Raw genomic sequence first — 26,537 nt, 5'->3', positions numbered from 1 at the left:
CCAGAAGGAATCAGCGATGACCACAGCCCTGAGCGGAAAAGAAGCGGTAGGTGAGCGTTTTGTGCTGGAAACCATGCGCCACGCCCAGCAGTTGACCTGGAAGGCCGTGGACGAGATCGCCAAGGTGATCAAACCCGGGATGCTCGAGTCGGAAGCCCATGCACGGGGCAAGGAAATCCTCGTTGAGCTGGGCATGGACCGGATCTGGCATCCGCTGCTGATCCGCTTCGGCGCCAACACGTTGAAGACCTTCAAGGAGCGTTCCGACGGCGATCCGGTGCTGGGCGAGAACGACATTTTCTTCATCGACATGGGCGTGGTCTGGGAAGGTCACGAAGGCGATGCCGGGGCGACGTATGTCACCGGTTCCGATCCGCAGATGATTGCCTGCGCAGCGGCCTCCAAAGAACTCTTCGACAAGGTCGAAGCCTTCTGGCGTCAGGGCGTGACCGGTGTCGAGCTGTACCGTTACGCCACCGATCAGGCCGAGACGATGGGCTGGAAGCTGAATCTGGACATCAAGGGCCACCGGGTCAGCGATTTCCCTCACGCGATCTATCGCGGCGGCAATCTGGGGGATTTCGATCAGGCTCCGAATGCCGGTGTGTGGATTCTGGAAATCCAGATTGAACACCCCGAGCTTCCGTACGGTGCCTTCTATGAAGACTGCTCATTTGATTGAAAAGCTTGCCCGGTTCGGTGATTCGCCGAACCGGGCATTTTTTATTGGCCGTCTATGCTGCGGGGCAGGTCGAGTGGATTGGCGTCGCGCAATACCTGCGGCAGCAACGCATCCGGAAAGCCCTGATACGCCACCGGCCGCAAGAAACGCTCGATTGACGTCATGCCGACCGAGGTGAAGCGGCTGTCAGACGTAGCCGGGAACGGCCCGCCGTGTACGGTGGCGAAGGTCACTTCCTGCGGATGGGCGAAGGCGTTGACCACGATGCGTCCGGTGCGGCGTTCGAGGATCGGCAGCAGACGCCGGGCCAGATCCAGATCGCGGTCTTCAAGGTGAATGGCTGCGCTGAGCTGACCCTTGAACGAACGGGCAACTGCCAGCAGCTCTTGTTCATCGTTGACCGTTACCAACAGCGCCGCCGGACCGAACACTTCATGGGCCAGCGCCGGTTCGCTGAGCAGGCGTTGACCGTCAACTTTCAGCAGCGCCGAGCGGCCTTCAAACTGGCCATCCACCGGAGCGCCGACCGCTACCAGATTCGCCCCCACTCTTTCCATCGCCACCAGTCCTTTGACGTATGAACCGTGAATCCCCGGCGTCAACATCGTGCGTGCCGGTGCTTCACTGACCCGTTTGATCATCGCGCTGCGCAACGCGTGCAGACCTTCACCCTCGACCGCGATCAGAATCGACGGACACAGACAGGCTTGCCCGACATTCACCAGCATCCGCTCGATAAAACCATCGCCGATTTCACTGCCGCGCGCGGCCAGCGCGGCGGGCAAAATAAACGTCGGGTTGACGCTGGTCATTTCGGTAAACACCGGGATCGGATCAGGCCGTAATTGCGCGCGGCGATAAAGCGCCATGCCGCCCACCTCTGAACCGGTGAACGTCACCGCTTTAATCAAAGGATGATCGACCAGCGCCTCACCGATGACATTGCCGCCACCGCGCACCATGGAGAAAACCCCTTCGTGCAAGCCATGCATCTGCACCGCTTTGCGGATAGCGCGAGCCTGAATTTCCGAGGCCCCGGGATGCGCGTTATGCGCCTTGAGAATCACCGTCGCACCGGCCGCGAGTGCCGACGCAGTATCGCCGCCGGCCACCGAATAGGAGATCGGAAAATTGCTCGCACCGAAGATCGCCACCGGGCCGATGGCGACTTTCTGCAGGCGATGATCCATCCGTGGTCGCGGCTGGCGATCAGGTTGCGCCGGGTCGATCGCCAGTTGCAGAAAGCGCCCTTTGCGCACCACCTCGGCGAACTGACGGAACTGGGTCGCGGCCCGGGCGGCTTCGCCTTCGAGCTGCGCCTGAGGCAGGCCGGTTTCCAGCGCGGCGCGGGCGGCCAATTCTTCGCGTACGGCGTCTAGGTTGTCGGCGATGCTTTCCAGAAACGCCGCACGTTCGGCCAGCGAAGTGTGGCTGTAGCTGTCGAAGGCCGCATCGGCGAGGGTTGCCGCCTGATCGACCTGCGTCGCACCGCCGAAGGCGAATTCCGGTTCGATCAGCGTATTGGTTGCCGGATTCAGCGCCTTCATCGTGCCCTCGGTGGCGGGCACGTCAGCGGCGCCGATCAGCAGGTGGCCGGTCAGACTCATTTCGCTTCCCCCTGGGACTGAAGGCTGGCGATCAGTTCGTCCGTGGTGGTGATGACATGAGCGAACGTCGGGCCGTTGAGTTCGTGGGCGGCGTGCATCATTTCTTCCTTGAAAGCGGCAGTGGCATCGCGCACCAGGGTGACGTGATAGCCGAGCTCGGACGCGTAGCGCGCGGTGGCTTCGATGCAGGTGTTGGCCAGCAGGCCGACAATGATCACGTGGGTGATGCCTTGCTGTTTCAGGCGAAAATCCAGGTCGGTGTTGGCGAAACCGCTGGAGCCCCAGTGTTCCTGAACCACGATGTCGCCGTCCTTCGGTGCGAAATCCGGGTGCCATTCACCGCCCCATTCGCCGCGCGCGAAGTGGTGCATGTGCATGATCTTTTGTTGGGTCGGGGTTGGGTGATCCCAGTTCTCGTAGTCGCCTTTGACCCAGCGGTGATGCGGTACGATGACGACCGGAATCGGCAGGGCCCGCACGGCGCGATCGAGTTTGCGCAGGTTGTCGAGCAGGCCGTTCTGCTCGGCCATCGGTTTGATCAGCGGAAAGATCTTGCCGCCGTCCGAGAGAAAATCGTTGTACGGATCGACCAGCAGGTAGGCGGTTCTGTCGAGCGGATAGAGAGGTTTCGACATGACGATGTACTCCGGCAATGAGAGTGATCGATGCTCAGGGCTTGTTCCCGCATCGTGTTGATATGATAATCATAGTAAATGTGAAAGAGGCAAGCCCTGATGGCTGTAAACGATAGTCTTCCCGACACGCTGTGCCCGATTTCCCGGGCCGAGGCGATCGTCGGCGACCGCTGGACGGTGCTGGTTTTGCGCGAATTGTTCATGGGTAGCCATCGCTACGACGAGATCCTGGCCCAGACCGGCGGTACGCCGCAGATGGTCGCCGCCCGTCTGAAAAGCCTGGAGGCGGACGGGCTGGTCGAGCGCCGCTTGTACAACGAGCGCCCGAAACGCTACGAGTACCACCTCACCGCGAAAGGCGAGGCGTTTTACCCGGTGGTGATTGCGTTACGTGCCTGGGGCGAGACCTGGTGCAAGTCGCCCGAGGAAGGGCTGGCGGTGAACATGACCCACAAGAACTGCAACCACAGCGCCGGCCTCGGGCCGTTGTGCGATCACTGCGGTGAGGTGTTGCGCCGTGAGGATCTGATCAGCCAGCCGCAAGAGGCATACGCCGCCGAACGGCAGGCGCGGCGTGAGGCGTTCAAAAACAAGTGACCGGCATCAAGGCGTGCCGTTTCGTCCGTGCAATCGGTAAGCGGGGCGCAGGCTCAAACGTTCGTAATAAGCGCTCACCGCCGGCAAGTGCGGATGTTCCAGCGGCGTCTCGAACCAGCGATTGACCGACAGGCCGATCGGGATGTCGGCGAGGGAAAATTGCTCACCGCTGACATAGGCGCCGGTCTTTTGCAGCTGCCGGTCGAGGATCTCCATGTGCCTTGCCCACTCCCGGCAACCGGCGGCGAGAGCAACGTTGTCCTGATGCGCAGGTGACTTGCGTACCAGCGACATGAACGCGTAAGACCAGGACTTGTTCAGCTCCGAAGCCTGCCAGTCGATCCATTGATCCACCCGTGCCCGGGCGCGCGGCTCGCTCGGGTAAAGTTGTTCGCCGTGATAGCGCGACGCCAGATAGCGAATGATCGAGTTCGACTCCCACAGCGTGAAGTCATCGTCCTGAATCACCGGCACCATCGCGCAGGGATTGAGTGCGAGGAACTCCGGCGTCAACGTCGATTGAAAACCTGAGCCCCAGTCTTCGCGTTCGAAGGGCCGGTTCAGTTCAGCACAGGTCCACAGCACTTTGCGCACATTGATCGATGAGGCTTTGCCCAGAATTCGCAGCATTGGATTTCCATCTCCGGTTGTCGTCGGGCGTAAAGAAATAGCACAACGCAGAGCAGAAGGCCCGCACAGGGCGGGCCTTGTTGGTGCATCGAGTCAATCTCAGAGACTGCCCGCCAGTTTTCCGGAGGTCAGCCGCCGACGATAAGCACTGTCACGGGTCGCCAGCCAGAAATACAGCGGCGAGGTCACCAGCAAGCCAACCACCCACGACAGGTCCGCGCCGTTGATGTGTGCCGACACCGGCCCGACGTACAGCGGTGTGTTCATGAACGGGATCTGCACCGCGATACCGATCGCATAGGCCAGCAAGGCTTGCGGGTTGTAACGGCCGTAAATGCCGCCATCCACCTGGAAGATCGAGCCGATGTCGTACTGGCCTTTGTGGATGGCGTAGAAGTCGATCAGGTTGATCGCGGTCCACGGCACCAACACCACCAGCAACACCAGCACCATGTCGACGAAGTGGCCGATGAAGTCTGCCGAAGCGCCGACCGCAGCGAAGCAGCAGGCCAGCAGGACGATGATCGAAATCACAGCGCGGCTCTTGGCGGTCGGGATCCAGCGGTAAGCGAAAGTCTGCACCAGGGTGATCAGCGACAGCACCGCGCCATACAGGTTGAGGGCGTTGTGGCTGATCACGCTGAGCAGGAACAGCACCAGCATCAACGGGCCAATGGCGCCGGTGGCGAGTTTCACCGCGTCCATGGTGTCCATGCCCACCGGGGTCGCCAGCACGGCAACGGCGCCAAACACGAACGACAGGCTCGAACCCAGCGCCGATCCCAGATAGGTCGTCCAGAAGGTCGCCGCCACCGGCACATTCGCCGGCAGGTAGCGCGAGTAGTCCGACACGTACGGCGCAAACGCGATCTGCCACAACGCCGCCAGCGACACGGTGGCGAGCCAGCCCGAGATGTTGAAGCTGCCGCGAGTGAGGAAATCATCGGTCTGGATGTGGGTGAGGATGTAGCCGAAGCCGACCACGATGCCGATCCCCAGCACCCAGGTGCCGATGCGGTTGAGCACGTGGATGAAGCGGTAACCGATGATCCCGATGATCCCCGAACCCAGCGCGCCGATGACGATGCCGACCGGCACCGGAACGCTGTCGACCACGCCATGCAACGACTTGCCGGCCAGCACGATGTTGGAGGCGAAGAAACCGATGTACATGACGCCGGCAATCAACACCACCAGCAATGCGCCGAGGGAGCCGAATTGCGCGCGACTCTGGATCATCTGCGGAATGCCCATCTGCGGGCCCTGTGCCGAGTGCAGCGCCATCAGCACACCGCCGACCAGATGGCCGACCAGAATGGCGACGATGCCCCACACCAGATTCAGATGAAACAACTGCACGCCGAGGGCGCCGGTGACGATGGGCAACGGCGCGATATTGCCGCCGAACCAGAGGGTGAACAGATCCCGAACCTTTCCGTGGCGATCTTCGGGCGGCACATAGCCGATCGTGTGTTTCTCAATGAGCGGTGCGGACGTTGTTGCAGAGGTGGCCATGACGAACTCCAAGGCAAGGACGAGTACGTGGACGTACTTCAATGAGCGCCGGCACGGACGGCGCATTTCTTGTTGGGGTTGATCATGGGCAAGGAAAGGGCAGAGATAAATTAGTAGTTTTGTTGCTTCAGGCGTTAAAAAAACGAGGTTCTCCGGTCAGCTGAAAACGCTCTGCCTCGGGCGTTTTAGCGCCATGAACGACAACGCAGCTGACCTCCATCGGAGCAGCTGTCTGTCGGTGTTATTGCGGCTCGGCTGCGGATTTGAATCCGGCAGCCAGACCGTTTTTTAAAGGCGAATAGACGCCAGCATTCGTTGCAGCATCGCATCGCAGGCGTTGAGCTGATCGAGGCTGACAAACTCGTCCGGCTTGTGGCCCTGATCCATGCTGCCGGGGCCGCACACCACTGTGGGAATCCCCACCGCATCAAACAGTCCGCCTTCGGTCCCAAACGCAACAGTGCCGAAATCGTCCGAGCCGCAGAACGTGGCGATCAATTCCGCAGCTTTGCTTCGGGCATCGGTGGCCAGCCCTGGATAGGCCGACAATTCGCGGAAACGGATATCGCTCTGCTCACTGACGGCCCGCATGCGCGGCAGCATTTGCTGCTCGGCGTAGGCCTTGAGTTGCTGGGCGACAAGCGCCGGATCCTGCGAGGGCAGGGCGCGGATTTCGAAGTCGAAACGGCAATCGGCGGGAACAATGTTCAGCGCCTTGCCACCGTTGATCACACCGGTTTGCACCGTGGAGTACGGCGGGTCGAAACGCGGATCGACGTGTTCACCCTTGAGTTGCCGACCGATGCGTCCCAGCTCGCCGATCAGCTCGGCGGCGCATTCGATGGCGTTCACTCCGAGCGGCGCGTAAGCCGAGTGACAGGCATGACCCTGGACATCGCAGCGCACAGCCAGTTTGCCCTTGTGCCCAAGCACCGGTTTGAGTTCGGTGGGCTCGCCGATGATGCACAGCAGCGGTTTGACCGGACGCTGCTCCAGCACCTTGAGCAACGAGCGCACGCCTAGGCAGCCGACCTCTTCGTCATAGGACAAAGCAATGTGCACCGGCAGGCGCAACGGTGCTTCGACCAACGACGGCACCAGCGCCAGCACGCAGGCGATGTAGCCCTTCATGTCCGCCGTGCCGCGACCGTAAAGCTTGCCGTCACGCTCACTGAGTTCGAACGGCGACAGCGTCCACGGCTGGCCATCGACGGGCACCACATCGGTGTGCCCCGACAGCACGATGCCCGGCTGATCGGCCGGGCCAATTGTGGCGAACAGATTGGCCTTGCTGCGCTCATCGTTGTAGATCAGCTCGCACGGCACATCGAAACCTTCGAGGTAGCTGCGCACGAAGTCGATCAACTGCAGGTTGGACTCGCGGCTGGTGGTGTCGAACCCCACCAGCGTCTTGAGCAACGCGACGCTGTTGCTCATCGATCGTCTCCGGCAACCCCGTAGCCCGGCGCCTTGGCCGGATCGAGGGCGCGGTCGATGTAGTCCTGAAGCTGCGGGCTGTAGGCGTCCCAGAGTTTCTGCAATTGACCGATCGGGTCTTCATCGGCCCAGTCCACCCGTAGGTTGACGATGGGCCAGGTCAGTTCGCCGACCACGACAACAGCTGCCGAATGCACCGGACCTGCTTCACCACCCAGGGCCTGGGCGGCGTGCAGGGCCTTTATCAGGCGATCGGCCAATTGACCTTCGCCTTCTTCGAACGCGCTGACCATGGCTTCGATCACCGAGCGCCCGGCGAGCATGTTGCCCGCCGCCACGCATTGCTCGCCGGATACGGCGTTGTGCACGCCGAGGGTCTGCGCGCCGCTGAAATGCGCGGTCTGGCCGAGGTGGTTGATCGCCGTGATCTGCCGGTACTGACTGTAGCCGTTGCGGGTCAGTACCTTGTCCAGCGCCGCCTCGGGCGCCAGGCCTTGCTCCATCAAGGCGAGCACTTCCGGGCCGAGCGACGGCAGAGTGATGTTCTGGCTCGACACCGCGCCGACACCCGGCAACAGCCACGGGCAGCGGGCGCCGACGGCGATGCTGGAGGAACTGATGGCGATGCCGAACTGACCGGTTTCGGGGCAACGGGCGGCGATGGAAAATGTCATGTGTGGCCTCCTTTCGCTAAGGTCGAATTACTCGGGAATCACCGCAACTACATCAATTTCCATCAGCCACTGCGGCTGACCCAAAGCCGACACCACCAGCCCGGTGGAGATCGGGAACACGCCCTTCAGCCATTTGCCGACTTCCTGATACACCGGCTCGCGGTAGCGCGGGTCGATCAGGTAAGTGGTGGTCTTGACGATATGGCTCAGGTCGCTACCGGCTTCTTCGAGCAGTTGCTTGACGTTGCGCATCGCCTGTTCGGTCTGCGCGCGCGGGTCGCCGAGGCCGACCAGTTCGCCGTCGAAATTGGTCCCGACCTGGCCACGGACATACACGGTGTTGCCGGCGCGCACGGCCTGGCACAGGTCGTTGTCCAGGGTCTGGTTCGGGTAGGTGTCCTTGGTGTTGAACATGCGGATGCGGGTGTGGGTTGGCTGACTCATGTGCGGCTCCTGACGAAATCGGGCCCGGCGCGACGGGCGCCGGGATTGAAGAAGGAAATCAAGCGTCGACGGTGTCGACAGCGTTGTTGTGCAGCGCGGCTTCGCGTTGTTCGGCATCGCGATAGGCCAGGTATTTGCGCTGGGTGGCGATGTGATCGGCCACGTGCTTGGCGTCGTGCCACACACCCCAGATGAACGACGAGCCGCGTCGCGACTGCCACGGCAGACCGAGGAAATACACGCCCGATTCGCTGGACACACCGCGCTGGTGCTGTGGCTTGCCGTTGTCGTCGAACGCGGCGACTTTCAGCCACGAATAGTCCACGGCAAACCCGGTGGCCCAGATGATCGAGGTGATGCCGGCGGCGGCCAGATCGAGATCGGCCAGCGGGTTTTTCACACATTCAGGATCCGGATAAGTTTCGCGGGCTTCCGGTTCCAGCGGCAGATCCAGACCGTTGCGTTCGATGTAGGCGTCGGCGGCATCCAGCAGCGCGAGGTAGTTCTCGTCGCCACGCTTGAGGTTGTCGCGCAGGTCCTGTTTGAAGGTCACCACGCCGTCGCTGAACGATTCGGTGACGCCGACCAAAGTCATGCCGCGATGGGCCAGGCCACGGAAGTCGATGGTACGGCCACCGTGGGCACCGCTGACGGCGATGGTCACGTGTTCGCGGCCGGGTTTCATTGCGGCTTGATCCCACTCGCCGAGCACGCCGAGCCACCAGCAGAAATCACGGTTGCGGTAGGCGCGAGGAGGGCGGTCATGGGCGCCGACCGAGAGGTAAACCTGCTTGCCCGAGCACTGCAATTCATCGGCGATCTGCACGCCCGACGAACCGGCACCGACCACCAGCACGGCGCCGGCCGGCAACTGCTGCGGGTTGCGATAATCAGCCGAGTGGATCTGCAGCAGACGCTCATCTTTCGGCGCAATCGCCGGGATCACCGGACGCTGGAACGGACCTGTTGCAGCGACGACGCGGGCCGCTTCTATCACGCCCTCGGAAGTCTCGACGGTGAAGCCCGGGCGCCCGACATTACGCACCACGCTTTTCACATCGACGCCGGTGCGGATCGGCGCGTTGAATTTCTTCGCATAGGCTTCGAAGTAGTCGGCGACGCGTTCCTTATGGGCGAAACCGTCCGGATCGACGTCGTCGAATTCCATCCCCGGAAACCGGTCGTGCCACGCCGGACCGTTGGCCACCAGCGAATCCCAGCGCCCGGTGCGCCAGCGTTCGGCAACGCGGTTGCGCTCCAGCACCAGGTGCGGCACACCAAGTTTGCTCAGGTGTTCACTCATGGCCACACCCGCTTGACCGGCGCCGACAACAAGCGTGTCTGTTTTTATTATTTCAGTGGTCATCTCTGATCCCTTCTCACGAGGCCGTTGGATTCAGGTCGCTGTCGACCTGTTCTCTGTGCTTGGGATCAGACTAGGGAGGGGGTGGTTATCGGTAAAATATTATTAAGCTGGCATGTGAAGATAAAAACGTGATGCAGAGGCCTGAAAGCCCCGGAAATACGGGGCTTCGCCCTGGCACCGGAATCCGGGACAACAAAAAAAAGGACCGCCGACAGGGTTGTCGACGGCCCTTTTCAAGGCGCGTTCAGATCAGCAGGACTCAGCGATCGAGAAACGCCAGCAGGTCTTCATTCAATTGCTGCGCATGGGTCACCGCAAAGCCGTGCGGTGCGCCTGCGTAGACTTTCAGCTCGGCACCCTTGATCTGCGCAGCCGCTTGTTTGCCGGTGGTTTCGAACGGGACAATCTGATCGCCATCACCGTGAATCACCAGCGTCGGCACATCGATTTTCGCCATGTCCGGGCGGAAGTCGGTTTCCGAGAATGCAGTGACGCAATCCACGGTGCCTTTGAGCGAGGCCAGCAGGGCGATGTTCAGGGTTTGCGTCAGCACGCCGTCAGAGACTTTCTGACCCTGATTGGTGCCGTAGAACGGGGCGTTGAAGTCAGCGATGAACTGCGCGCGATCCTTCAGCAGGCCAGCCTTGATCCCGTCGAACACCGACGTGTCGACACCTTCGGCAAAGTCCGGTTTCTTGCCGAACAGCGGCGTCACCGCGCCCAGCAGCACCAGCCCGGCAACACGCTCGCTGCCGTGGCGCGCAATGTAGCGGCTGACATCGCCGCCGCCCATGGAGAAGCCGACCAGGGTCACGTCACGCAGGTCGAGGTGCTCGATCAACTGCGCGATGTCGTCGGCGAAAGTGTCGTAGTCGTAGCCGGTCCACGGCTGCTCGGAACGGCCGAAACCACGACGGTCAAAGGCGATGGTGCGATAGCCGCGGCTGCTCAGGTATTCCATCTGGTATTCCCACATGTCGGCATCCAGCGGCCAGCCGTGGCTGAACAGCACGGGCTTGCCGCTGCCCCAGTCCTTGAAATAGATCTCGGTGCCGTCTTGGGTCGTGAACGTGCTCATGAAAACTCCTTGGGTGTGGGCCTGCGTGGATGCCGTGATGGCAGCGTTCACTATCGCGACAAAGGGCATTGGCCACTTGTACGCAGGTGCTAAGTTTCGTGGCGCACGCGTTAACGGTTTGGCGGCATGAGTTGTAAGATGCAACCGCATCCAACCTGCCGTTTTGCCGGAGACACCCGAAATGAAGCGCAAAAGCCTTGCGGGCAATGCCTGCCCGATCGCCCGGACACTCGACCTCATCGGCGACTGGTGGTCGTTGCTGATCATCCGCGATGCGCTGGAAGGCATCAGTCGATTCAGCGATTTCGAGAAGAGCCTGGAGATCGCCAAGAACATGTTGAGCACCCGGCTCAAAGGGCTGGTGGAGCGCGACATTCTGCGTCTGGCGCCGGCGTCCGATGGCAGCGCTTACAAGGAATACGTGCTGACGGAAAAGGGGCGAGCGTTGCAAACCGTGATTGTTGCGTTGTCGCAGTGGGGTGGTGAGTTCATGTTCGAGCCGGGAGAGCCGGGGTCGGTGATGGTCGATGCGCAGAAGCGAAAGCCGATCAGGAAACTTGAGTTGCTGTCGGTCGATGGTCGCCATTTGGCGCCGGAAGATATCGCGACAACTTCGACTGCGTACTGACACCTGCGTCAGACGAAAAAAAAGCGCCCCGACGTTCTGTTCGGGGCGCTTCTACATTCAAGGTCGCTTGACGTATTTAACGAAACGCCGGCACCACATGCTTGATAAACAGCTCCAGCGACTTCTTCTTTTCCGCATGCGGCAAGCTGTTGTCACACCAGAAACTGAACTCATCCACCCCCAGTTCCTGGTAGTACTTGATCCGCGGAATGATTTCCTCAGGCGTGCCGATCATTGCCGTTTTGTGCAGGCTTTCCAGTTCAAACTCCGGACGCCCGGCAAATTTCTCTTCCGGGCTCGGTGCCAAGAAACCGTTCACCGGCACTTCCTTGTTGCCGAACCACGCATCGAACGTGCGATAGAAACGCGAGATGGCTTTCGCGCCCACCTTCCAGCCTTCCGGGTCATCCGACGAGTGCACGTGGGTGTGACGCAGCACCATCAATTGCGGACGCGGCACGTCCGGGTTGTTGTCCAGCGCAGTCTGGAACTTGTTCTTCAGATCGAGGACTTCTTCGTCGCCCTTCATCAACGGCGTGACCATCACGTTGCAGCCGTTGGCCACGGCGAAGTTGTGCGAGTCCGGGTCGCGGGCGGCGATCCACATTGGCGGATTGGGCTTCTGGATCGGTTTCGGCACGCTGGTGGAGGTGGGGAATTTCCAGATCTCGCCGTTGTGGGCGTAGTCGCCTTGCCACAGCGCGCGCACCACCGGAACCATTTCCCGCAGCGCCTGGCCGCCGCTGGAGGCGGGCATGCCGCCGGCCATGCGGTCGAATTCCACCTGATAGGCGCCGCGGGCCAGGCCGACTTCCATCCGGCCGTTGCTGATCACGTCGAGCAACGCGCATTCACCGGCGACCCGCAGCGGGTGCCAGAACGGCGCGATGATGGTGCCGGCGCCCAGGTGAATGGTGGTGGTCTTGGCCGCGAGGTAGGCCAGCAGCGGCATCGGGCTCGGCGAGATGGTGTATTCCATCGCGTGGTGTTCGCCGATCCACACGGTGCTGAAACCGCCGGCCTCGGCCATCAACGTCAGTTCGGTCAGGTCTTCGAACAGTTGACGGTGGCTGAGGCTTTCGTCCCAGCGCTCCATGTGTACGAACAGGGAAAATTTCATGACGCTACCTCGAATCTCTTGTGGTCGACCGGTCGCTTGCCGGCCTGTTTAAGTGCAATCGTGCGGATCAGGCGAAGGCGGGCAAGGCGCCCATCTTGCCGTGGCAATACACCAGCGGGCCGGCGTCCTGCTGAGGAACGATGAGGTTTTTCACCGCGCCGACCATGATCGCGTGGTCGCCGCCTTCGTATTCGCGCCACAGCTCACATTCGATGATAGCTGTCGCGTTGGCCAGGATCGGGTTGCCCAGTTCGCTCAGCGTCCATTCGATGCCCTGCGCCTTGTCCTTGCCTTTGCGGGCGAAGGCATAGGCTTCGCTCTGCTGGCCGCCGGACAGGACGTGAATGGCAAAGCGTTTGTTCTTGATCAGGACGGGATAGGAGTCGGAGCTGTAGTTGGGGCAGAACAGCACCAGGGCCGGGTCCATCGACAGCGAACTGAAGGCGCTGGCGGTGAGGCCGACGATCTGGCCGTCGTCATCCAGCGTGGTGATGACAGTAACGCCGGACGGGAACGAGCCCATGACTTGTTTGTAGACGGCAGCATCGATCATTGGTCAATCCTCGAGTGCGGTGGAGCGTGTTTTTATGTGTTTATGGGTCTGATGGTATACCGTAATACATCGATTGCAAGCGCTTTTTTGGTGAAACGATAAACGTGGTTCATCCGTCGGAAACTCAGCATTTACGGGGCTTTGCTCTAGCCGTGAACGCTGGCTATCAGGGAGGATGCCGGATCAGATGCCGTCGCAAACAGCGGATCAGTCTTGTGAAAATGTTGGAATACCATAATATGGTCTGCATCTGAGGGGCGGCCACGAAGCACCCCCGGTTTGGCTTCATACAACGATAAGAACAGACCCAATCGAGTTCATTTTTATGTCCCAGATGTCCCGGCAAGATCCGTTGATCGAGAATCATACGGTCGACTACGTCCCACTCGCGGAACGCCACGGGAAGGCCCGCGACCTTTTCACCCTTTGGTTCAGCACCAACATTGCGCCACTGCCCATTGTCACCGGCGCCATGGTGGTCCAGGTGTTTCATCTCGACCTGTTCTGGGGGCTGCTGGCGATAGCGCTGGGGCACATGATCGGCGGGGTGGTGATCGCCCTGGCGTCGGCGCAAGGTCCGCGCATGGGCATTCCGCAGATGGTCCAGAGTCGTGGCCAGTTCGGGCGTTACGGTGCGCTGTTGATCGTGTTCTTCGCGGCGATCATCTACATCGGCTTCTTCATTTCCAACATCGTGCTGGCCGGCAAATCCATCGTCGGCATCGCGCCGTCGGTGCCGGCGCCGCTGAGCATTTTGATCGGAGCCCTGAGCGCTACGGCCATCGGCGTGATCGGCTACAACTTCATCCACACGCTCAACCGCATCGGCACCTGGGTGATGGGCAGTGCGCTGCTGGCCGGGTTCATCTACATCTTTGCCCATGAGTTGCCAGCGGACTTCTTCACCCGTGGCAGTTTCAATCTTTCGGGATGGCTGGCGACGGTATCGCTGGGGATCATCTGGCAGATCAGCTTTTCGCCGTACGTCTCCGATTATTCCCGTTACCTGCCGGCGGACATCGGTATCAGCAAGCCATTTATCGCGACGTATCTGGGCGCCACGCTGGGTACGATTCTGTCATTCACCTTCGGCGCGGTGGCGGTGCTGGCAACCCCGGAAGGCACAGAAGCGATGGCGGCGGTCAAGCAGTCCACCGGTTGGCTGGGGCCGATTCTGATGGTGCTGTTCCTGCTCAACATCATCAGCCACAACGCGCTGAATCTGTATGGCGCGGTGCTGTCGATCATCACCTCGATCCAGACCTTCGCCAGCCAATGGACGCCGAGCATCAAGGTGCGGGTGATCTTGTCGAGCGTGGTGCTGGCGGGTTGCTGCGTGGTGGCGCTGGGTGCCTCGGCGGATTTCATTTCCGAGTTCATCGGGCTGATTCTGGCGTTGCTGCTGGTGCTGGTGCCGTGGGCATCAATCAACCTGATCGACTTCTACCTGATCAAGCGCGGTAGTTACGACATCGCCTCGATCTTCCGCGCCGACGGTGGCATTTATGGGCGCTTCAACCTGCTCGCGATCATTGCCTATTTCATCGGCATCATCGTGCAGCTGCCGTTCGCCAACACCTCGCTGTACGTCGGGCCGTACGCCAACTTGGTGGAAGGCGCGGACCTGTCGTGGCTGGTCGGCCTGATCGTGACGTGCCCGCTGTATTACTGCCTGGCGACCCGTGGCCAGACGCAGCAGAGCAGGGCGGCGCGGTTGGGTTTTACCGACTGAGCGTTCGCAGGCTGTTCAGACAATGCCCGGCACTTCGTCGGGCATTGTTGTTTCCGCATCCCGGCGGTCATGCAAATTGGCCATTTCGATCCCCTTTTGGCCAACGGGCTACTGTGCCGCGTCTACGCTGTCAGGAAGAATCGAAGCCACAACTAGATGCTGCACCTTCCTTGCCCTTGGCTGATCTGACAGCCGCTGCCGTGTACAGAACATAAAAACCATCGACTCACGCTGCATTCGGGGAAACACAACATGGTCACGATGAAACGCATTCTGGGCGCTACTGTTTTCGGGCTGACGCTGCTGGCCAGCGCCGTACAGGCCGAACAGCGCGAACTGCGGGTTTACAACTGGGCGGATTACATTCTGCCGTCGGTGCCCAAGGACTTCGCCGCCAAAAGCAACATCAAAGTGACCTGGGACACCTTCGACACCAACGAATCCCTCGAAGCCAAGCTGCTGACCGGCAACTCCGGCTATGACCTGGTGGTGCCGTCGAACCAGTTCCTCGATACCCAGATCAAGGCCGGCGTGTTCCAGAAACTCGACAAGTCCAAGCTGCCGAACTGGAGTCACCAGGACCCCGCGTTGCTCAAGCTGCTCGACGTCAACGATCCCGGCAATCAGTACGGCGTGCCTTACATGGTCGGCACGGTGCTGATCGGTTTCAACCCGGCCAAGGTCAAGGCTGCGCTCGGTGAGAATGCACCGGTGGACAGTTGGGACCTGGTGTTCAAACCGGAGAACATGGAAAAGCTGAAATCCTGCGGCGTGGCGATGCTCGATTCGCCGACGGAAATCCTGCCGCTGGCCCTGCATTACCTGGGCCTGGACCCGAACAGCCAGAACCCGGCCGACTATGAGAAAGCCAAGGACCTGATGCTCAAGGTTCGCCCTTACGTGACCTACTTCAACTCGGCCAAGTACATGACCGACATCGCCAACGGCGACATCTGCGTGGCCATCGGTTACTCCGGCAGCTTCTACCAGTTCGGCAACCGCGCCAAAGAGGCGGGCAACGGCGTGGTGGTCGATTGGCGCCTGCCGAAGGAAGGCGCGCCAATCTGGTTCGATACTTTCGCCATTCCGAAGAGCGCGAAGAACGTTGAAGAGGCCCACGAGTTCCTCAACAACCTGCTGGATCCGAAGGTCATCGCGTCGATCAGCGATTTCCTCGGCTACCCGAATGCCAACAAGGATTCGCTGCCGCTGATCAACAAGGAAATCACCGGCAACCCGAACCTGACACCGACCAGCGAAGCGCTGAAGAAGCTGTACGTGGTGCAACCGTTGCCGCAGAAACTGGAGCGGGTGCGGACTCGGGTCTGGACCAGCATCAAGTCGGATAAATAAGCCCAAAACCGGGGGAGCGAACCACGTTCGCTCCCCCGGCTGTTATTTCGCCTGACTTTTTTCAGGCGATTTGTCCTTCGTCAGGATCAGACTCAGCACCACCGACGCCAGAATCAGCCCGCCAACAATCGCCAGCGACCACTCCACCGGCATGTGAAACCACGGCATTACCGTCATCTTCCCGCCGATGAACACCAGCACCATCGCCAGTCCGTACTTGAGTAGATGAAAGCGGTCGGCCATGTCCGCCAGCAAAAAGTACAGCGCCCGCAGGCCCATGATCGCAAAGATGTTCGAGGTGAAAATGATGAACGGGTCGGTCGTCACCGCGAAGATCGCCGGGATGCTGTCGACCGCGAACATCAGGTCGCTGGCCTCGATCAGCACCAGCACCAGAAACATCGGCGTGGCCCAGCGCACACCGTTCTGCAGCACGAAAAACCGCTCGCCGTGAAAGCCATTGGTGATCCGCAGATGCCCGCGCACCCAGCGCAGCAGCGGGTTGTTATCGAGGTCCGGTTGCTGCTCGGCGAACACCAGCATCTTGATCCCGGTGATGATCAGGAACACGCCGAACACATACAGTAGCCAGGTGAACTGCGACACCAGCCATACGCCGGCAAAGATCATCGCCGCGCGCATCACGATCGCTCCGAGCACGCCGTACAGCAGCACCCGGCGCTGCAACTCCGGCGGCACGGCGAAGTAGCTGAAGATCATCACGAAGACGAACATGTTGTCGATCGACAGCGACTGCTCGATCAGATAACCGGTGAGGAATTCCAGGGTCTTGACCTTGGCGATTTCGGGACCGAATTCGCCGTTCAAATACCACCAGAGCAACCCGGCGAAGGCCATCGCCAGCATGCACCAGGCGATCACCCAGGATGAGGCTTCACGTACCGAGACCCGATGCGCCTTGCGCCCACCGAAGACAAACAGGTCGACGGCCAGCATGGCGAGGACAAAAACGATGAAGGCGACCCACATCCAGGGTTCGCCGATGTTGATGGGGTGCATGCCGTTCTCCCTGTCTTTATGTTTTTCGGGGTAGACGGGGCCATGCTAGTAGGAGCCTTCCGACAAAGAAAAATCGTTTATTTCGTGGGTATTGTTCGTGAATAACGAAGTGTCGGACGATCCGGGCAGGCGAGTAATACTTCATTCGACACTTCTTTGCTAACCTCGCTGTCGAGTCAGTCCACCACTTTGGGAGCTACGATCATCGACACGCCAGATCCTCAAGCCGTCTGCAGCCCGATCACCAGCGCTGCCATCTTCATTGTGGCGACTCTTAACGCCGAGGGCGAGGCCGCCGAAAAAGTCCGTGGCTGGTGCGCCGATATCGCAGGGCTGACGCGCTCGGTCGGCAAGCGCGTCCCTTCTGGAAACTTGTCCTGCGTTTGCGGGTTTTCTTCCAGCGCGTGGGATCGTCTGTTCGGCAGTCCACGCCCGGCGTCCTTGCATGACTTTCGCGAATTTGGCGTGGAAGGGCGGCGCGCCGTTTCCACGCCTGGCGATCTGTTGCTGCACATTCGCGCCGATCAGATGGACCTGTGTTTCGAATTGGCGACGCAGTTGATGTCGGCGCTGGATGGCGCCGTGACGGTGACCGACGAGGTGCAGGGCTTCCGCTATTTCGACATGCGCAGCATCATCGGTTTTGTCGACGGCACGGAAAATCCGGTCGGTCGCAAAGCCGAGCATTTCACCCTCGTGGGCGATGAAGATCAGGTGTTTAGTGGTGGCAGTTACGTGCTGGTGCAGAAGTACCTGCACAACATGAAGGCGTGGAACGAATTGTCGGTCGAAGCGCAGGAGCGGGTGATCGGGCGCACCAAACTGTCCGATATCGAGCTGGACGATTCGGTCAAGCCGAGCAATTCCCACAGCGCGTTGACCACCATCACCAAGGACGGCGAAGAGGTGAAAATCCTGCGCGACAACATGCCGTTCGGCCGGCCCGGCGCGGGGGAATTCGGCACTTATTTCATTGGCTACGCGCGCTCGCCGGAGCCGTTGGAGCAGATGCTGGAGAACATGTTTGTCGGCAAGCCACCCGGCAATTACGACCGGTTGCTGGACTTCAGCACCGCCGTCACAGGGAGTCTGTTCTTCGTGCCTTCGGCGGATTTGCTGGAAGAACTGGCAGAGCGATAAAAAAACGGCGGGATCAATCGATCCCGCCGTTTTTGCATTTACTTGCCTGCCGACAGTGCTGGCGTACGCGGCGGCACCAGACGTTTCGAACCCGTCGCTTCAAACGCCGCCGCCAGGCGCAGCAACGTCGAATCGTCATAGGCACGACCGGCAAACGTCAGCCCCACCGGCATGCCGATGTCGGCCATCACGCCCATCGGCACGGTGACGGTCGGTACGCCGAGGTGGCGGATCGCGAGGTTGCCGTTGGCGACCCAGATGCCGTTGCTCCAGGCGATGTCGGCCGAGGCCGGGTTGACGTCGGCGTCGGCCGGGCCCACGTCGGCATTGGTCGGGAACAGCACGGCGTCGAGGCCGAGGCGATCCATCCAGTCTTCGAGGTCGAGCTTGCGGGTCTTCTCCAGGCCGCGCAGGCCGTCCGGCAGCGTCGGGATCTGATCCCACGGCGTGATGCCACGTTCGGCCATGCGCACGTATTCGTCCATGCCGGCGGCGAGGTCGCCTTCACGGTTGGGCAGGGTGCCCGGGTCGTGCGGGAATATTTTCGGCCCGTCGACGTCTGCCAGACGGTTGAGTTTCGGGTCGCCGTTGGCACGCAGGAAATCATCGAAGGCCCAGGCCGACAGGTCCCACAGTTCATGGTGCATGAACTCTTTGGAGACGATGCCGCGATTGAACACGGTCGGTGCTCCCGGACGATCGCCTTCGCAGTTGGAGACCAGCGGGAAATCCACCTCGATGACTTCGGCACCAGCGGCTTCGAGGGCCTGACGCGCCTGTTTCCACAGATCGATCACCGAGGCGCGGGTGTTGATGCGCTGCCCGGTCGGGCCGCCGATGCCCGGCTCGTCGCTGGTGCCGGCCTCAGGGTCGGCGTTGATGTACATGCGCGGCACGCCCAGGCGTTTGCCGGCCAGTGCATCACTTTTCACGGCGAGTTCAAGATAGGAAGCAGGGCGCACCGAGGCGACGCTCGGGATCGGCACCCACGGTTGCAGGCGCCACAGGTCGCCACGGGTGTCGGTGTCTTCGGCGACCACCACGTCGAGCACTTCCAGCAGGTCGGCCATGGTGCGAGCGTACGGCACCACCACGTCCATGGTCGGCGTCAGCGGCCAGTTGCCGCGTACCGAAATCACCCCGCGTGACGGTGTGTAGGCGCACAGGCCGTTGTTCGACGCCGGGCCGCGACCGCTCGACCAGGTTTCTTCCGCCAGACCGAATGCCGAGAAGCTGGCAGCGGTGGCAGTGCCGGCACCGTTCGACGAGCCGGAAGCAAACGGTGCAGTCAGATAATCAGCGTTATAAGGGCTTTCGGCACGGCCATAGACGCCACGCTGCATCCCGCCATTGGCCATCGGCGGCATGTTGGTCTTGCCCAGGCAGATCGCACCGCCAGCACGCAGGCGCTCGATGGTGAACGCGTCGCGCTGGGCGACGAGATCGGCGAAGGCCGGGCTGCCGGACGCGGCGGTCAGGCCTTTGACCAGATAGCTGTCCTTGGCGGTGTAGGGGATGCCGTCTAGCGGACCGAGGGTTTCGCCTTTGGCGCGACGGGCATCGGAAGCTTGCGCTTCTTTCAGCGCTTCAGGGTTGCGCACGATCACTGCGTTCAGGGCAGTGGCGGTGTCCGGGCCGTCATAGGCGTCGATGCGCGCCAGATAGGCCTGCACCAGCTCGACCGCCGTGGTCTGGCCGGACTCGAGCGCCGCGCGCAATTGGGCAATGGAAACTTCAGTGACTTCGATCATGCTGTTACCGCCGACAGGTTCTCTAAAGGGTGGTTGATCATTGTTATCGTCGAAAGATGTCAAAGGTTCTTGATGGGCGAAACTCTACCCTGAAATTTGCCCAATGGCATGTATAAAGTCGATAAATATCGGTTAATTTCATCGGAAAAACTCTCCCGGCGTCTCGCCGAACTGCTGGCGAAACGCCGCGATAAACGCGGATGTCGAGTCATAACCACAGGCCAAAGCCACGTCGGTGACGCGTTCGCCGCGTTCGAGCGGCGTCAGCGCACCCAGCAGGCGCAGGCGCTGGCGCCAGGTGCGGAAGGTCAAACCGGTATCGCGCAGGAACAGCCGAGTCAGAGTTTTCTCGGTAACGCCGAACTTTTCGCTCCAGTGCGCCAGGGTCGTCTGCTGTTCCGGATGTTGCTCCAGACTCTGATAGATCTGGCGCAAGCGACTGTCCTGCGGCAATGGCAGCATCAGGTCGATGGGCGGCGCATCGGCCAGTTGATCGAGGATCACCTGGGCCAGACGCCCGTGCGGGCCGCTCAGGTCATACTCGACAGGAATCTGACTGAAGGCCCGAATCAGCTCACGCAAAAGATCGCTGACGCCGAGCACATGACAACGCTCCGGCGCCCAACTGGCGACGCTGCAATCGATGTACAGGCTGCGCATTTCCGTGTGCGGCGAACTGAAAACCCGATGCGGCACACCCGCCGGAATCCACACCGCCCGCTCCGGCGGCGCAACGAAACGACCGACGGCGGTCTGCACTTCGAGCACACCCTGGATCGCGTAGGACAACTGCACCCACGGATGACTGTGGCGGCGGGTCAGGGCGCGATTGGGCAGCGATTCAGTGCGCCCGTATAGCGGACGCGGCAGGCTGGGCAGGCCGGGAATGCTGCGTCTGACGCTTTTGTCGTGTCCTTTTGGCGGCATCTGTGGGTTCTTCGGCGTTAGTCGGTAATTTCCAGTCACGTTAGAGTCGCTTCCACGTACTGGCAACCCCCGGATGAAAAAACCATGACGCGCCCACGATTTTTGCCCGACAACTTCACCCTGACCCTGATCGGTGTCGTGCTGCTGGCCAGCTTCCTGCCCGCCAGCGGTCAGGTCGCGACCGGTTTCGGCTGGCTGACCAACATCGCCATCGCGCTGCTGTTTTTCCTGCACGGCGCCAAGCTGTCGCGCGAATCGATCATCGCCGGCGCCGGCCACTGGCGCCTGCATTTGCTGGTGTTCGGCCTGACCTTTGTCCTGTTCCCGCTACTGGGGCTGGCGCTCAAACCGCTGTTGTCACCGCTGATCGGCGATCAGCTGTACATGGGCATGCTTTACCTGTGCGCGCTGCCGGCCACGGTGCAATCGGCGATTGCCTTCACTTCGCTGGCGCGGGGCAATATTCCGGCGGCGATTTGCAGCGCTGCGGCATCCAGCCTGTTCGGGATTTTCCTTACGCCGCTGCTGGTGACGCTGCTGCTGAACGTCCACGGCGACGGCGGCTCGACCCTCGACGCGATCGTGAAAATCAGCGTGCAATTGCTGCTGCCGTTCATTGCCGGCCAGATCGCCCGTCGCTGGATCGGCGCCTGGGTCGGTCGCAACAAGAACTGGCTGAAATTCGTCGATCAGGGCTCGATTTTGCTGGTGGTCTACGGCGCGTTCAGCGAAGCGGTGAACGAGGGCATCTGGCACCAGATTCCGGTGATCGAACTGCTGGGGCTGGTCGTGGCGTGCTGCGTCCTGCTGGCGCTGGTGCTGCTCGCGTCCACAGTGCTGGGCAAGCTGTTCGGTTTCAATCTGGAAGACCGCATCACCATTCTGTTCTGCGGCTCGAAAAAGAGCCTGGCCACCGGTGTGCCGATGGCGCAGGTGCTGTTTGCCGGCAGCACGATCGGCGTGCTGATTCTGCCGCTGATGCTGTTCCATCAGATTCAACTGATGGTCTGCGCGGTGCTGGCGCAACGCTATGCGAAGCGACAGGAATCGGTGCCTGAACTGATGGCGCAGGTTGATCCTTGATCCTCATCGAGCGGGCCAGCGGGTATGCAGGAACTCCTGCAAAAATTCGGTGAAGGCCTTGACCTTGGAAGTCATGGCGGCGCGCTCCTGCACACAGGCATAGATCTCGAGCGGCGCGGCGCCGGCAAAGGTCGAGCCGCCGCCCGGTTCGAATAAAGAGACCAGTTGACCACTCTCCAGATAGGGCGCGGCAACGAATTCCGCCAGTCGGGTGATCCCGGCACCATGAGCAGCCATTTGCGCCAGGGCGTCGATATCGTCGCTGATGGTGGTCGCATTGATCCCAGCCTCAAAGCGCTGACCCTGCTCAACGAACCACCAGCGCAGTAGTCGTCCGTCCAGCGGATAGCGGAACGCAAGACAGGCGTGTTGCTGAAGATCCGCCGGAGTCGAAGGGCGACCGGCCTTTTGCAGGTAGTCAGGGCTGGCGCAAATCACGAACGGTACCGTCGCAACCTTGCGCGCGATGATGCCGTCTTCCAGTTGCGGCTCGATGCGCAGACTCAAGTCGATACCTTCGTGGAGGTGATTGATTTTGCGGTCGGTCGTCGAGAGCTCAAGCGTCAACTGCGGGTAGCGTTCGGCGAAACCGGCAATTACCGGGGCCAAAACATGGCGTCCGAACCCGGCGGTGGAGGCAATACTCAAGTGTCCCTGGAGTTGCGTCTGCGCGTGGCTGATGGCGCTCTGCGCGGACTCCAGATCGAGCGCGATACGTTTTACTTTCTCGAAATACACCGAACCGCTCTCCGTCAGCGCCATGCTGCGGGTGGTGCGTTGCAGCAGGCGTGTGTCGAGGTGATTCTCAAGGCGACCAAGGGTCTGACTGACGGCGGCGGCACTCACCCCGAGGGTTTTGGCGGCGCCGACAATCGATCCCGCCTCAACGACTTTGATAAAACAATCGATTGCACCCAAGAGGTTCATGCGTGGATCCCGGCAAGGACGAATTAATAAGATTTTGTTTATAAAGTGCTCACGGCGATCAGTCTAGTTGCGGGGTGACAGACTTGTTAGGGTGCTCGGCGCCTATCCACTTCGGTCAACAAGGACTGACATGAATCAGAGACTATCCCCAAGAACCACAGTATTCAGCCCGCGCAAGCTGTCTGGCCGTGCCATGCCGTACGTATTCGCGTTGTACATGGCGATCATCATGGCGTTTCTTATGTCGCTGGTAATCACCGCCTCCAATTTCGGAATTGATGCCGATTACCTTAGTAATACGCTACACGCCTACAAACTGGCGATGCCCGTGGCGTTTCTGTGCATTCTCGTGGTCCGGCCGATTGTGGTGAAACTGGTCGCACTGACCGTCCACCCGCAAGGCTGAACTGGAGGCAGGCTACAAGGCCCCGGAGTATTTCACCGCCGCCGCTGCCCGCGACGGCACGTTGAGCACCCGCAACAACGACGACACATGAATCCGCACCGTGAACGGCGAAATATCCAGTTCACGGGCGATTTCCTTGTTGGTCTTGCCCTGGGCGATCAGCCGCAGCACATCCTGCTGACGCGGGGTGAGGGCGGTGCCGGTGTCCAGCGGCAGCAGGCCGGACGGGGCGAATTTCACCAGAACCTCACCTTCACGAATCGCCCGGATCGCCTGACCGATCTCGTCGGGGGCGATGTTCTTGCCGATGAATCCATCGATGCCGGCCGCCATGACTTCGCCGATCAGCGCCTCGTCATCGACCATCGACACCACGATCAGCGTGGTTCGCGGCAAACGCCGGCGCAGTTCCGCGAGCTGACTGACACAGGTCAGGCCGGGAAAGCGCAGATCGAGGATCAAGGTGTCGGGCTCATCACCGGCCGGCAGCAGGGCGAGCACGGCGTCGAGGTCGCCGGCTTCTTCGATCAGGGCGTCGGGCAGCAGACGCTGGACGGTGCGCAGCAACGCTTCGCGAAACAACGGGTGATCGTCGGCTATGATGATTCGGCACGCCATGGCGCAACCCTCCCTGGGTCTGCATTGCTCATGGCATGCACCTTAGCATCGGGCGAAGGCATTGCCTGTTGATTCGTGCGTTTATGACGACTGCTGCACAAGGACGTTCCCCCATGAAGTTCGAAAAGAACACCGAGCTCGACCAGGCCAATCTGCGCATCATCATCGCCAGCATCGCGTTGGTTTACATGGCCGTGCTCGGTTTCCTGCCGGGCCAGCGCTTCGATACTTATCTGCCGGTGGTCACCTACATTTCCCTGTTTCTGCTGGCCTCCGTCGTGCTGCGCCAGGCCATCGTGCGCTGGCCGGGACATTATCCGGCGCGGCGGATTTTCGGCATGCTCCACGATTACACCGGCACCAGTTTCGGGCTGGTGGTCGGCGGCGAGGCGGCGTTGCCCATCTATGCCGTCATGGTCTGGGTCAATCTCGGCAACGGCATGCGCTACGGCTCGCGCTACCTGGCGATCGCCACGGTGTTGGCATTGCTGGCGCTGCTGGCGGTCTATCGGTTGACGCCGTACTGGCAGGCGCAACCGTTCATGGTGTTGATGCTGATGATCACCAGCACGGTGATTCCGGTGTATGCGCACCTGCTGCTGGAGCGTACGCGCAAGGCATCTGAAGAAGCGGTTGCCGCCAACCTTGAGAAGTCGCGTTTCCTTGCTCAGGCCAGTCATGACCTGCGTCAGCCTATCCATTCCATCGGGTTGTTTACCGCATGCCTGCGCGAGTCGCGACTGGGCGAAGAGGAGCGGCGGCTGGTGGACAGCATCGACCGTTCGCTGCTCAACGTGTCGCAGCTGTTTCGCTCGATTCTCGATCTCTACACCCTCGACAACGGGCGGATTCTGCCCCGCTTGCAGACGCTTGAGCTGGGCGAATGGCTGGCGGATCTGATCCGCCAGAACGCCGAAGCCGCACGCTGGGCGGGTGTCGAACTGCGCTTGCGGCCTTGCGAACACTGGGTGCGCACCGATCCGGCGTTGCTCGCGACCATGGTGCAGAACGTGCTCTCCAACTGCTTCAAATACGGGGCGCACCGGCCGGTGCTGATCGGTGTGCGCAAGCGCGGCGCGGGGTTGGCCATCGCGATCTATGACCGCGGTAACGGCATCGCCGAAGAGCATTTGCCCAAGGTGTTCGAGGAGTTTTATCGGGTTCGCCAGTTGCGCGACAAGGACGTCGAAGGCGTGGGTCTGGGGCTGTCGATTGTCCGGCGTCTGGGGCAATTGATCGGTGTCGACGTCGCGATCCGCTCACGGCTGGGGCATGGCACGGCGGTGACCTTGCATGGACTGCCACTCGCGCCGCCGCAGGTGCCGGTCAATCGTGAAGAGACTCGGCAAATCGGTTTGCTGACGGGGTTGAAGGTGTGTCTGGTGGAGGATGATCGCAACGTTCTGCTGGCGACCTCTGCGTTGCTCGAGCGCTGGGGCTGCGTCGTGCAGGCTGAGCTGAGCGGGCAGGGCCTGGTCACCGACTGCGACATCATCGTCGCCGACTATGACCTCGGTTCGCACAGTACCGGCATCGAGTGCATCGACGAGGTTCGCCGTCAGCGCGGTTATGCGGTCCCGGCCATGATCATCACCGGGCATGACATCGAAAAAATCCAGGCGGCCCTGCATGACCGGCAGATCGCCATTTTGTCCAAACCGGTACGCCCGGCCGAGCTGCGCGCGACCTTGCGTGCGCTGCGCGACCGGCAGACCGAAGCGGTCAGCGCTTACACAGATAGTCTTGCGTGATGGTGGTTTGCAGGCAGTTGTACTGGCCCATGGTGCGGCAGATGTTTTTCTCCGAGCCCGAAACTTCGGCGCTCTTGTAGCCCCAGACCTTGCATCGGCCTTCAGCCGTGGCCAACCCTTGAGCGGCGGAGGTTTGCCCGCTCTCGAACTGGCCCAGTTCATAGGAGACCTGGACAACGCCGTCGGTCTTGCTGCCGCCGGTGGCTTCCCATTGCTTGGGGGTGGCGCAGCCGGTCAGAACGACGGCCGCGAGGCTGAGGGTGGCGATGAGTGTTTTCATGATCGAGCGGTATCCTTTACCGGGTGAGACGAGGCGTTGGTACGGTTTTTCTGCGCCGGATTACTGGTACGGAATCGGCGATGCGCCTTTGGGCAGGCAAGACAGCGGAGGCGTCATGATGCCCATGCTGGCGACGGCCATGATGACGCCGCTGGGCTGCTCGCAGTTGTATTCGCCGGCGGCGGTGTAGGCCGTGTAGTAGGTGAGGGTGCTGTCGTTGCGGACGTTGGCGATTTTGCTGACCGGTTGGCCAATGACCGTCTGCGCACGTTCTTTCATGCTGTCTTCGGTAGGTTTTACGGTCTGGCAACCGCTGGCGCCGAGGAACAGGGCACCGAGAACCGTGATCTTGGTGAGGCTGAGGTGCAGTTTCATGGTGTTTCTTCCTTGGTGTTGTTGTTTTTCCAGGCACAACGATCCCGCGCACTGCACAGCTGCAATGTTGGGGAGCGTCGGGGGTTGCGAGGGAATATAACGCCAGGGATCGGGGTGGTCGATTAGCACAAATGTGCTAGTGCGGCGCAACCAGCGGTGGGCTGGTTGCGCCGATAGCGGTTATTGAGGACTGTTGAACTGGTCGGAA

At 61.0% G+C, this 26,537-nt stretch carries 27 protein-coding genes; 9 read left to right on the top strand and 18 right to left on the bottom strand.

All coding sequences use genetic code 11. The annotated features are described in order from the left end of the window. Positions 1-16 precede the first annotated feature (16 nt). Complete coding sequence (locus AC0R79_RS18275; RefSeq protein WP_474731065.1) at positions 17-682, top strand: M24 family metallopeptidase; 666 nt, start codon at positions 17-19, stop codon at positions 680-682. 41 nt (positions 683-723) lie between these two features. Here AC0R79_RS18275 and AC0R79_RS18270 read toward each other — a convergent pair whose 3' ends face one another. After that, positions 724-2,289, bottom strand: a complete 1,566-nt coding sequence (locus AC0R79_RS18270; protein WP_474731063.1) for an aldehyde dehydrogenase (NADP(+)) — start codon at positions 2,287-2,289, stop codon at positions 724-726. After that, positions 2,286-2,924 carry a cysteine hydrolase family protein gene (locus AC0R79_RS18265; protein WP_474731062.1) on the bottom strand — a complete coding sequence of 213 codons (639 nt, stop codon included), beginning with the start codon at positions 2,922-2,924 and terminating at the stop codon, positions 2,286-2,288. The genes AC0R79_RS18270 and AC0R79_RS18265 overlap by 4 nt, the downstream gene beginning before the upstream one ends. 99 nt (positions 2,925-3,023) lie before the next feature. On the opposite strand from AC0R79_RS18265, the gene AC0R79_RS18260 reads away from it, so the two are divergent. After that, positions 3,024-3,521, top strand: coding sequence for a winged helix-turn-helix transcriptional regulator (locus AC0R79_RS18260; RefSeq protein ID WP_474731060.1), 498 nt, complete (start codon positions 3,024-3,026; stop codon positions 3,519-3,521). A 6-nt stretch (positions 3,522-3,527) separates the two neighbouring features. Here AC0R79_RS18260 and AC0R79_RS18255 read toward each other — a convergent pair whose 3' ends face one another. The 7 genes from AC0R79_RS18255 to AC0R79_RS18225 all read right to left on the bottom strand — a co-directional run bounded on the left by AC0R79_RS18255 (position 3,528) and on the right by AC0R79_RS18225 (position 10,665). Beyond that, positions 3,528-4,151 carry a glutathione S-transferase family protein gene (locus AC0R79_RS18255; protein ID WP_375747328.1) on the bottom strand — a complete coding sequence of 208 codons (624 nt, stop codon included), beginning with the start codon at positions 4,149-4,151 and terminating at the stop codon, positions 3,528-3,530. Between the two features lie 99 nt (positions 4,152-4,250). Next, a complete protein-coding gene (locus AC0R79_RS18250) occupies positions 4,251-5,666 on the bottom strand; it encodes a purine-cytosine permease family protein (RefSeq protein WP_007950463.1) in 1,416 nt (471 codons plus the stop codon). 288 nt (positions 5,667-5,954) lie between these two features. Continuing rightward, positions 5,955-7,103, bottom strand: coding sequence for an acetylornithine deacetylase (gene argE / locus AC0R79_RS18245; RefSeq protein ID WP_474731058.1), 1,149 nt, complete (start codon positions 7,101-7,103; stop codon positions 5,955-5,957). Further along, positions 7,100-7,777, bottom strand: a complete 678-nt coding sequence (locus tag AC0R79_RS18240) for a DUF1028 domain-containing protein (protein ID WP_474731056.1) — start codon at positions 7,775-7,777, stop codon at positions 7,100-7,102. The genes argE and AC0R79_RS18240 overlap by 4 nt, the downstream gene beginning before the upstream one ends. A 27-nt stretch (positions 7,778-7,804) precedes the next feature. Next, positions 7,805-8,221, bottom strand: coding sequence for a RidA family protein (locus AC0R79_RS18235; protein ID WP_007950460.1), 417 nt, complete (start codon positions 8,219-8,221; stop codon positions 7,805-7,807). Positions 8,222-8,279: 58 nt separating this feature from the next. Next, positions 8,280-9,587: a flavin-containing monooxygenase gene (locus tag AC0R79_RS18230; protein ID WP_474731053.1), complete on the bottom strand. Its 1,308-nt coding sequence runs from the start codon at positions 9,585-9,587 to the stop codon at positions 8,280-8,282. A gap of 259 nt (positions 9,588-9,846) precedes the next feature. Continuing rightward, on the bottom strand, positions 9,847-10,665 hold the full coding sequence (locus AC0R79_RS18225; protein ID WP_474731051.1) for an alpha/beta fold hydrolase: 819 nt from the start codon (positions 10,663-10,665) through the stop codon (positions 9,847-9,849). Positions 10,666-10,846: 181 nt separating this feature from the next. On the opposite strand from AC0R79_RS18225, the gene AC0R79_RS18220 reads away from it, so the two are divergent. Then, positions 10,847-11,293, top strand: a complete 447-nt coding sequence (locus tag AC0R79_RS18220) for a winged helix-turn-helix transcriptional regulator (RefSeq protein WP_375747324.1) — start codon at positions 10,847-10,849, stop codon at positions 11,291-11,293. A gap of 76 nt (positions 11,294-11,369) precedes the next feature. Here the strand turns inward: AC0R79_RS18220 and AC0R79_RS18215 are convergent, their stop codons facing one another. Beyond that, positions 11,370-12,413, bottom strand: coding sequence for an LLM class flavin-dependent oxidoreductase (locus tag AC0R79_RS18215; RefSeq protein WP_474731049.1), 1,044 nt, complete (start codon positions 12,411-12,413; stop codon positions 11,370-11,372). Positions 12,414-12,480: 67 nt separating this feature from the next. Next, the gene (locus AC0R79_RS18210) at positions 12,481-12,966 is read right to left on the bottom strand and encodes a flavin reductase family protein (RefSeq protein WP_007950450.1); all 486 of its coding nucleotides are present in this window, start codon (positions 12,964-12,966) and stop codon (positions 12,481-12,483) included. A gap of 325 nt (positions 12,967-13,291) precedes the next feature. Here AC0R79_RS18210 and AC0R79_RS18205 point away from each other — a divergent pair, with 325 nt between their 5' ends. Together AC0R79_RS18205 and AC0R79_RS18200 are read left to right on the top strand one after the other, a co-directional pair. Then, on the top strand, positions 13,292-14,698 hold the full coding sequence (locus AC0R79_RS18205) for a purine-cytosine permease family protein (protein ID WP_474731047.1): 1,407 nt from the start codon (positions 13,292-13,294) through the stop codon (positions 14,696-14,698). 252 nt (positions 14,699-14,950) lie between these two features. Next, positions 14,951-16,051, top strand: coding sequence for a polyamine ABC transporter substrate-binding protein (locus AC0R79_RS18200; RefSeq protein ID WP_127798417.1), 1,101 nt, complete (start codon positions 14,951-14,953; stop codon positions 16,049-16,051). Between the two features lie 42 nt (positions 16,052-16,093). Here AC0R79_RS18200 and AC0R79_RS18195 read toward each other — a convergent pair whose 3' ends face one another. Continuing rightward, a complete protein-coding gene (locus AC0R79_RS18195) occupies positions 16,094-17,071 on the bottom strand; it encodes a TerC family protein (RefSeq protein WP_474731044.1) in 978 nt (325 codons plus the stop codon). A 189-nt stretch (positions 17,072-17,260) separates the two neighbouring features. Between AC0R79_RS18195 and AC0R79_RS18190 the strand changes: the two genes are divergently transcribed. Beyond that, positions 17,261-18,211 carry a Dyp-type peroxidase gene (locus AC0R79_RS18190; RefSeq protein ID WP_474735141.1) on the top strand — a complete coding sequence of 317 codons (951 nt, stop codon included), beginning with the start codon at positions 17,261-17,263 and terminating at the stop codon, positions 18,209-18,211. 38 nt (positions 18,212-18,249) lie between these two features. Here the strand turns inward: AC0R79_RS18190 and AC0R79_RS18185 are convergent, their stop codons facing one another. Next, positions 18,250-19,962: an amidase gene (locus AC0R79_RS18185; protein WP_474731042.1), complete on the bottom strand. Its 1,713-nt coding sequence runs from the start codon at positions 19,960-19,962 to the stop codon at positions 18,250-18,252. Between the two features lie 138 nt (positions 19,963-20,100). Further along, positions 20,101-20,889, bottom strand: a complete 789-nt coding sequence (locus AC0R79_RS18180) for an AraC family transcriptional regulator (protein ID WP_375747319.1) — start codon at positions 20,887-20,889, stop codon at positions 20,101-20,103. A gap of 84 nt (positions 20,890-20,973) precedes the next feature. Between AC0R79_RS18180 and AC0R79_RS18175 the strand changes: the two genes are divergently transcribed. Beyond that, complete coding sequence (locus AC0R79_RS18175; RefSeq protein ID WP_085603035.1) at positions 20,974-21,972, top strand: bile acid:sodium symporter family protein; 999 nt, start codon at positions 20,974-20,976, stop codon at positions 21,970-21,972. A gap of 3 nt (positions 21,973-21,975) precedes the next feature. Here the strand turns inward: AC0R79_RS18175 and AC0R79_RS18170 are convergent, their stop codons facing one another. Beyond that, positions 21,976-22,899: a LysR family transcriptional regulator gene (locus tag AC0R79_RS18170; RefSeq protein ID WP_474731038.1), complete on the bottom strand. Its 924-nt coding sequence runs from the start codon at positions 22,897-22,899 to the stop codon at positions 21,976-21,978. Between the two features lie 130 nt (positions 22,900-23,029). Between AC0R79_RS18170 and AC0R79_RS18165 the strand changes: the two genes are divergently transcribed. Beyond that, entirely contained in the window at positions 23,030-23,305 is a 276-nt protein-coding gene (locus tag AC0R79_RS18165) for a DUF2798 domain-containing protein (protein WP_474731036.1), read from the top strand. Positions 23,306-23,317: 12 nt separating this feature from the next. Here AC0R79_RS18165 and AC0R79_RS18160 read toward each other — a convergent pair whose 3' ends face one another. Beyond that, positions 23,318-23,923: a LuxR C-terminal-related transcriptional regulator gene (locus AC0R79_RS18160; RefSeq protein ID WP_474731034.1), complete on the bottom strand. Its 606-nt coding sequence runs from the start codon at positions 23,921-23,923 to the stop codon at positions 23,318-23,320. A 113-nt stretch (positions 23,924-24,036) separates the two neighbouring features. Here AC0R79_RS18160 and AC0R79_RS18155 point away from each other — a divergent pair, with 113 nt between their 5' ends. After that, positions 24,037-25,674, top strand: a complete 1,638-nt coding sequence (locus AC0R79_RS18155; protein ID WP_474731032.1) for an ATP-binding response regulator — start codon at positions 24,037-24,039, stop codon at positions 25,672-25,674. On the opposite strand, the gene yecR is transcribed toward AC0R79_RS18155, so the two are convergent. Both yecR and AC0R79_RS18145 read right to left on the bottom strand, forming a co-directional pair. Further along, positions 25,646-25,954 carry a YecR family lipoprotein gene (gene yecR / locus AC0R79_RS18150; protein ID WP_007950440.1) on the bottom strand — a complete coding sequence of 103 codons (309 nt, stop codon included), beginning with the start codon at positions 25,952-25,954 and terminating at the stop codon, positions 25,646-25,648. The genes AC0R79_RS18155 and yecR overlap by 29 nt on opposite strands. A 60-nt stretch (positions 25,955-26,014) precedes the next feature. Then, positions 26,015-26,329 (bottom strand): hypothetical protein, encoded by a 315-nt coding sequence (locus tag AC0R79_RS18145; RefSeq protein WP_127798412.1) that lies wholly within the window; start codon positions 26,327-26,329, stop codon positions 26,015-26,017. Positions 26,330-26,537 lie beyond the last annotated feature (208 nt).

The sequence above is a fragment of the Pseudomonas sp. HD57-3 genome, from assembly GCF_056113135.1.
This window is presented reverse-complemented; position numbering and strand designations above follow the sequence as displayed.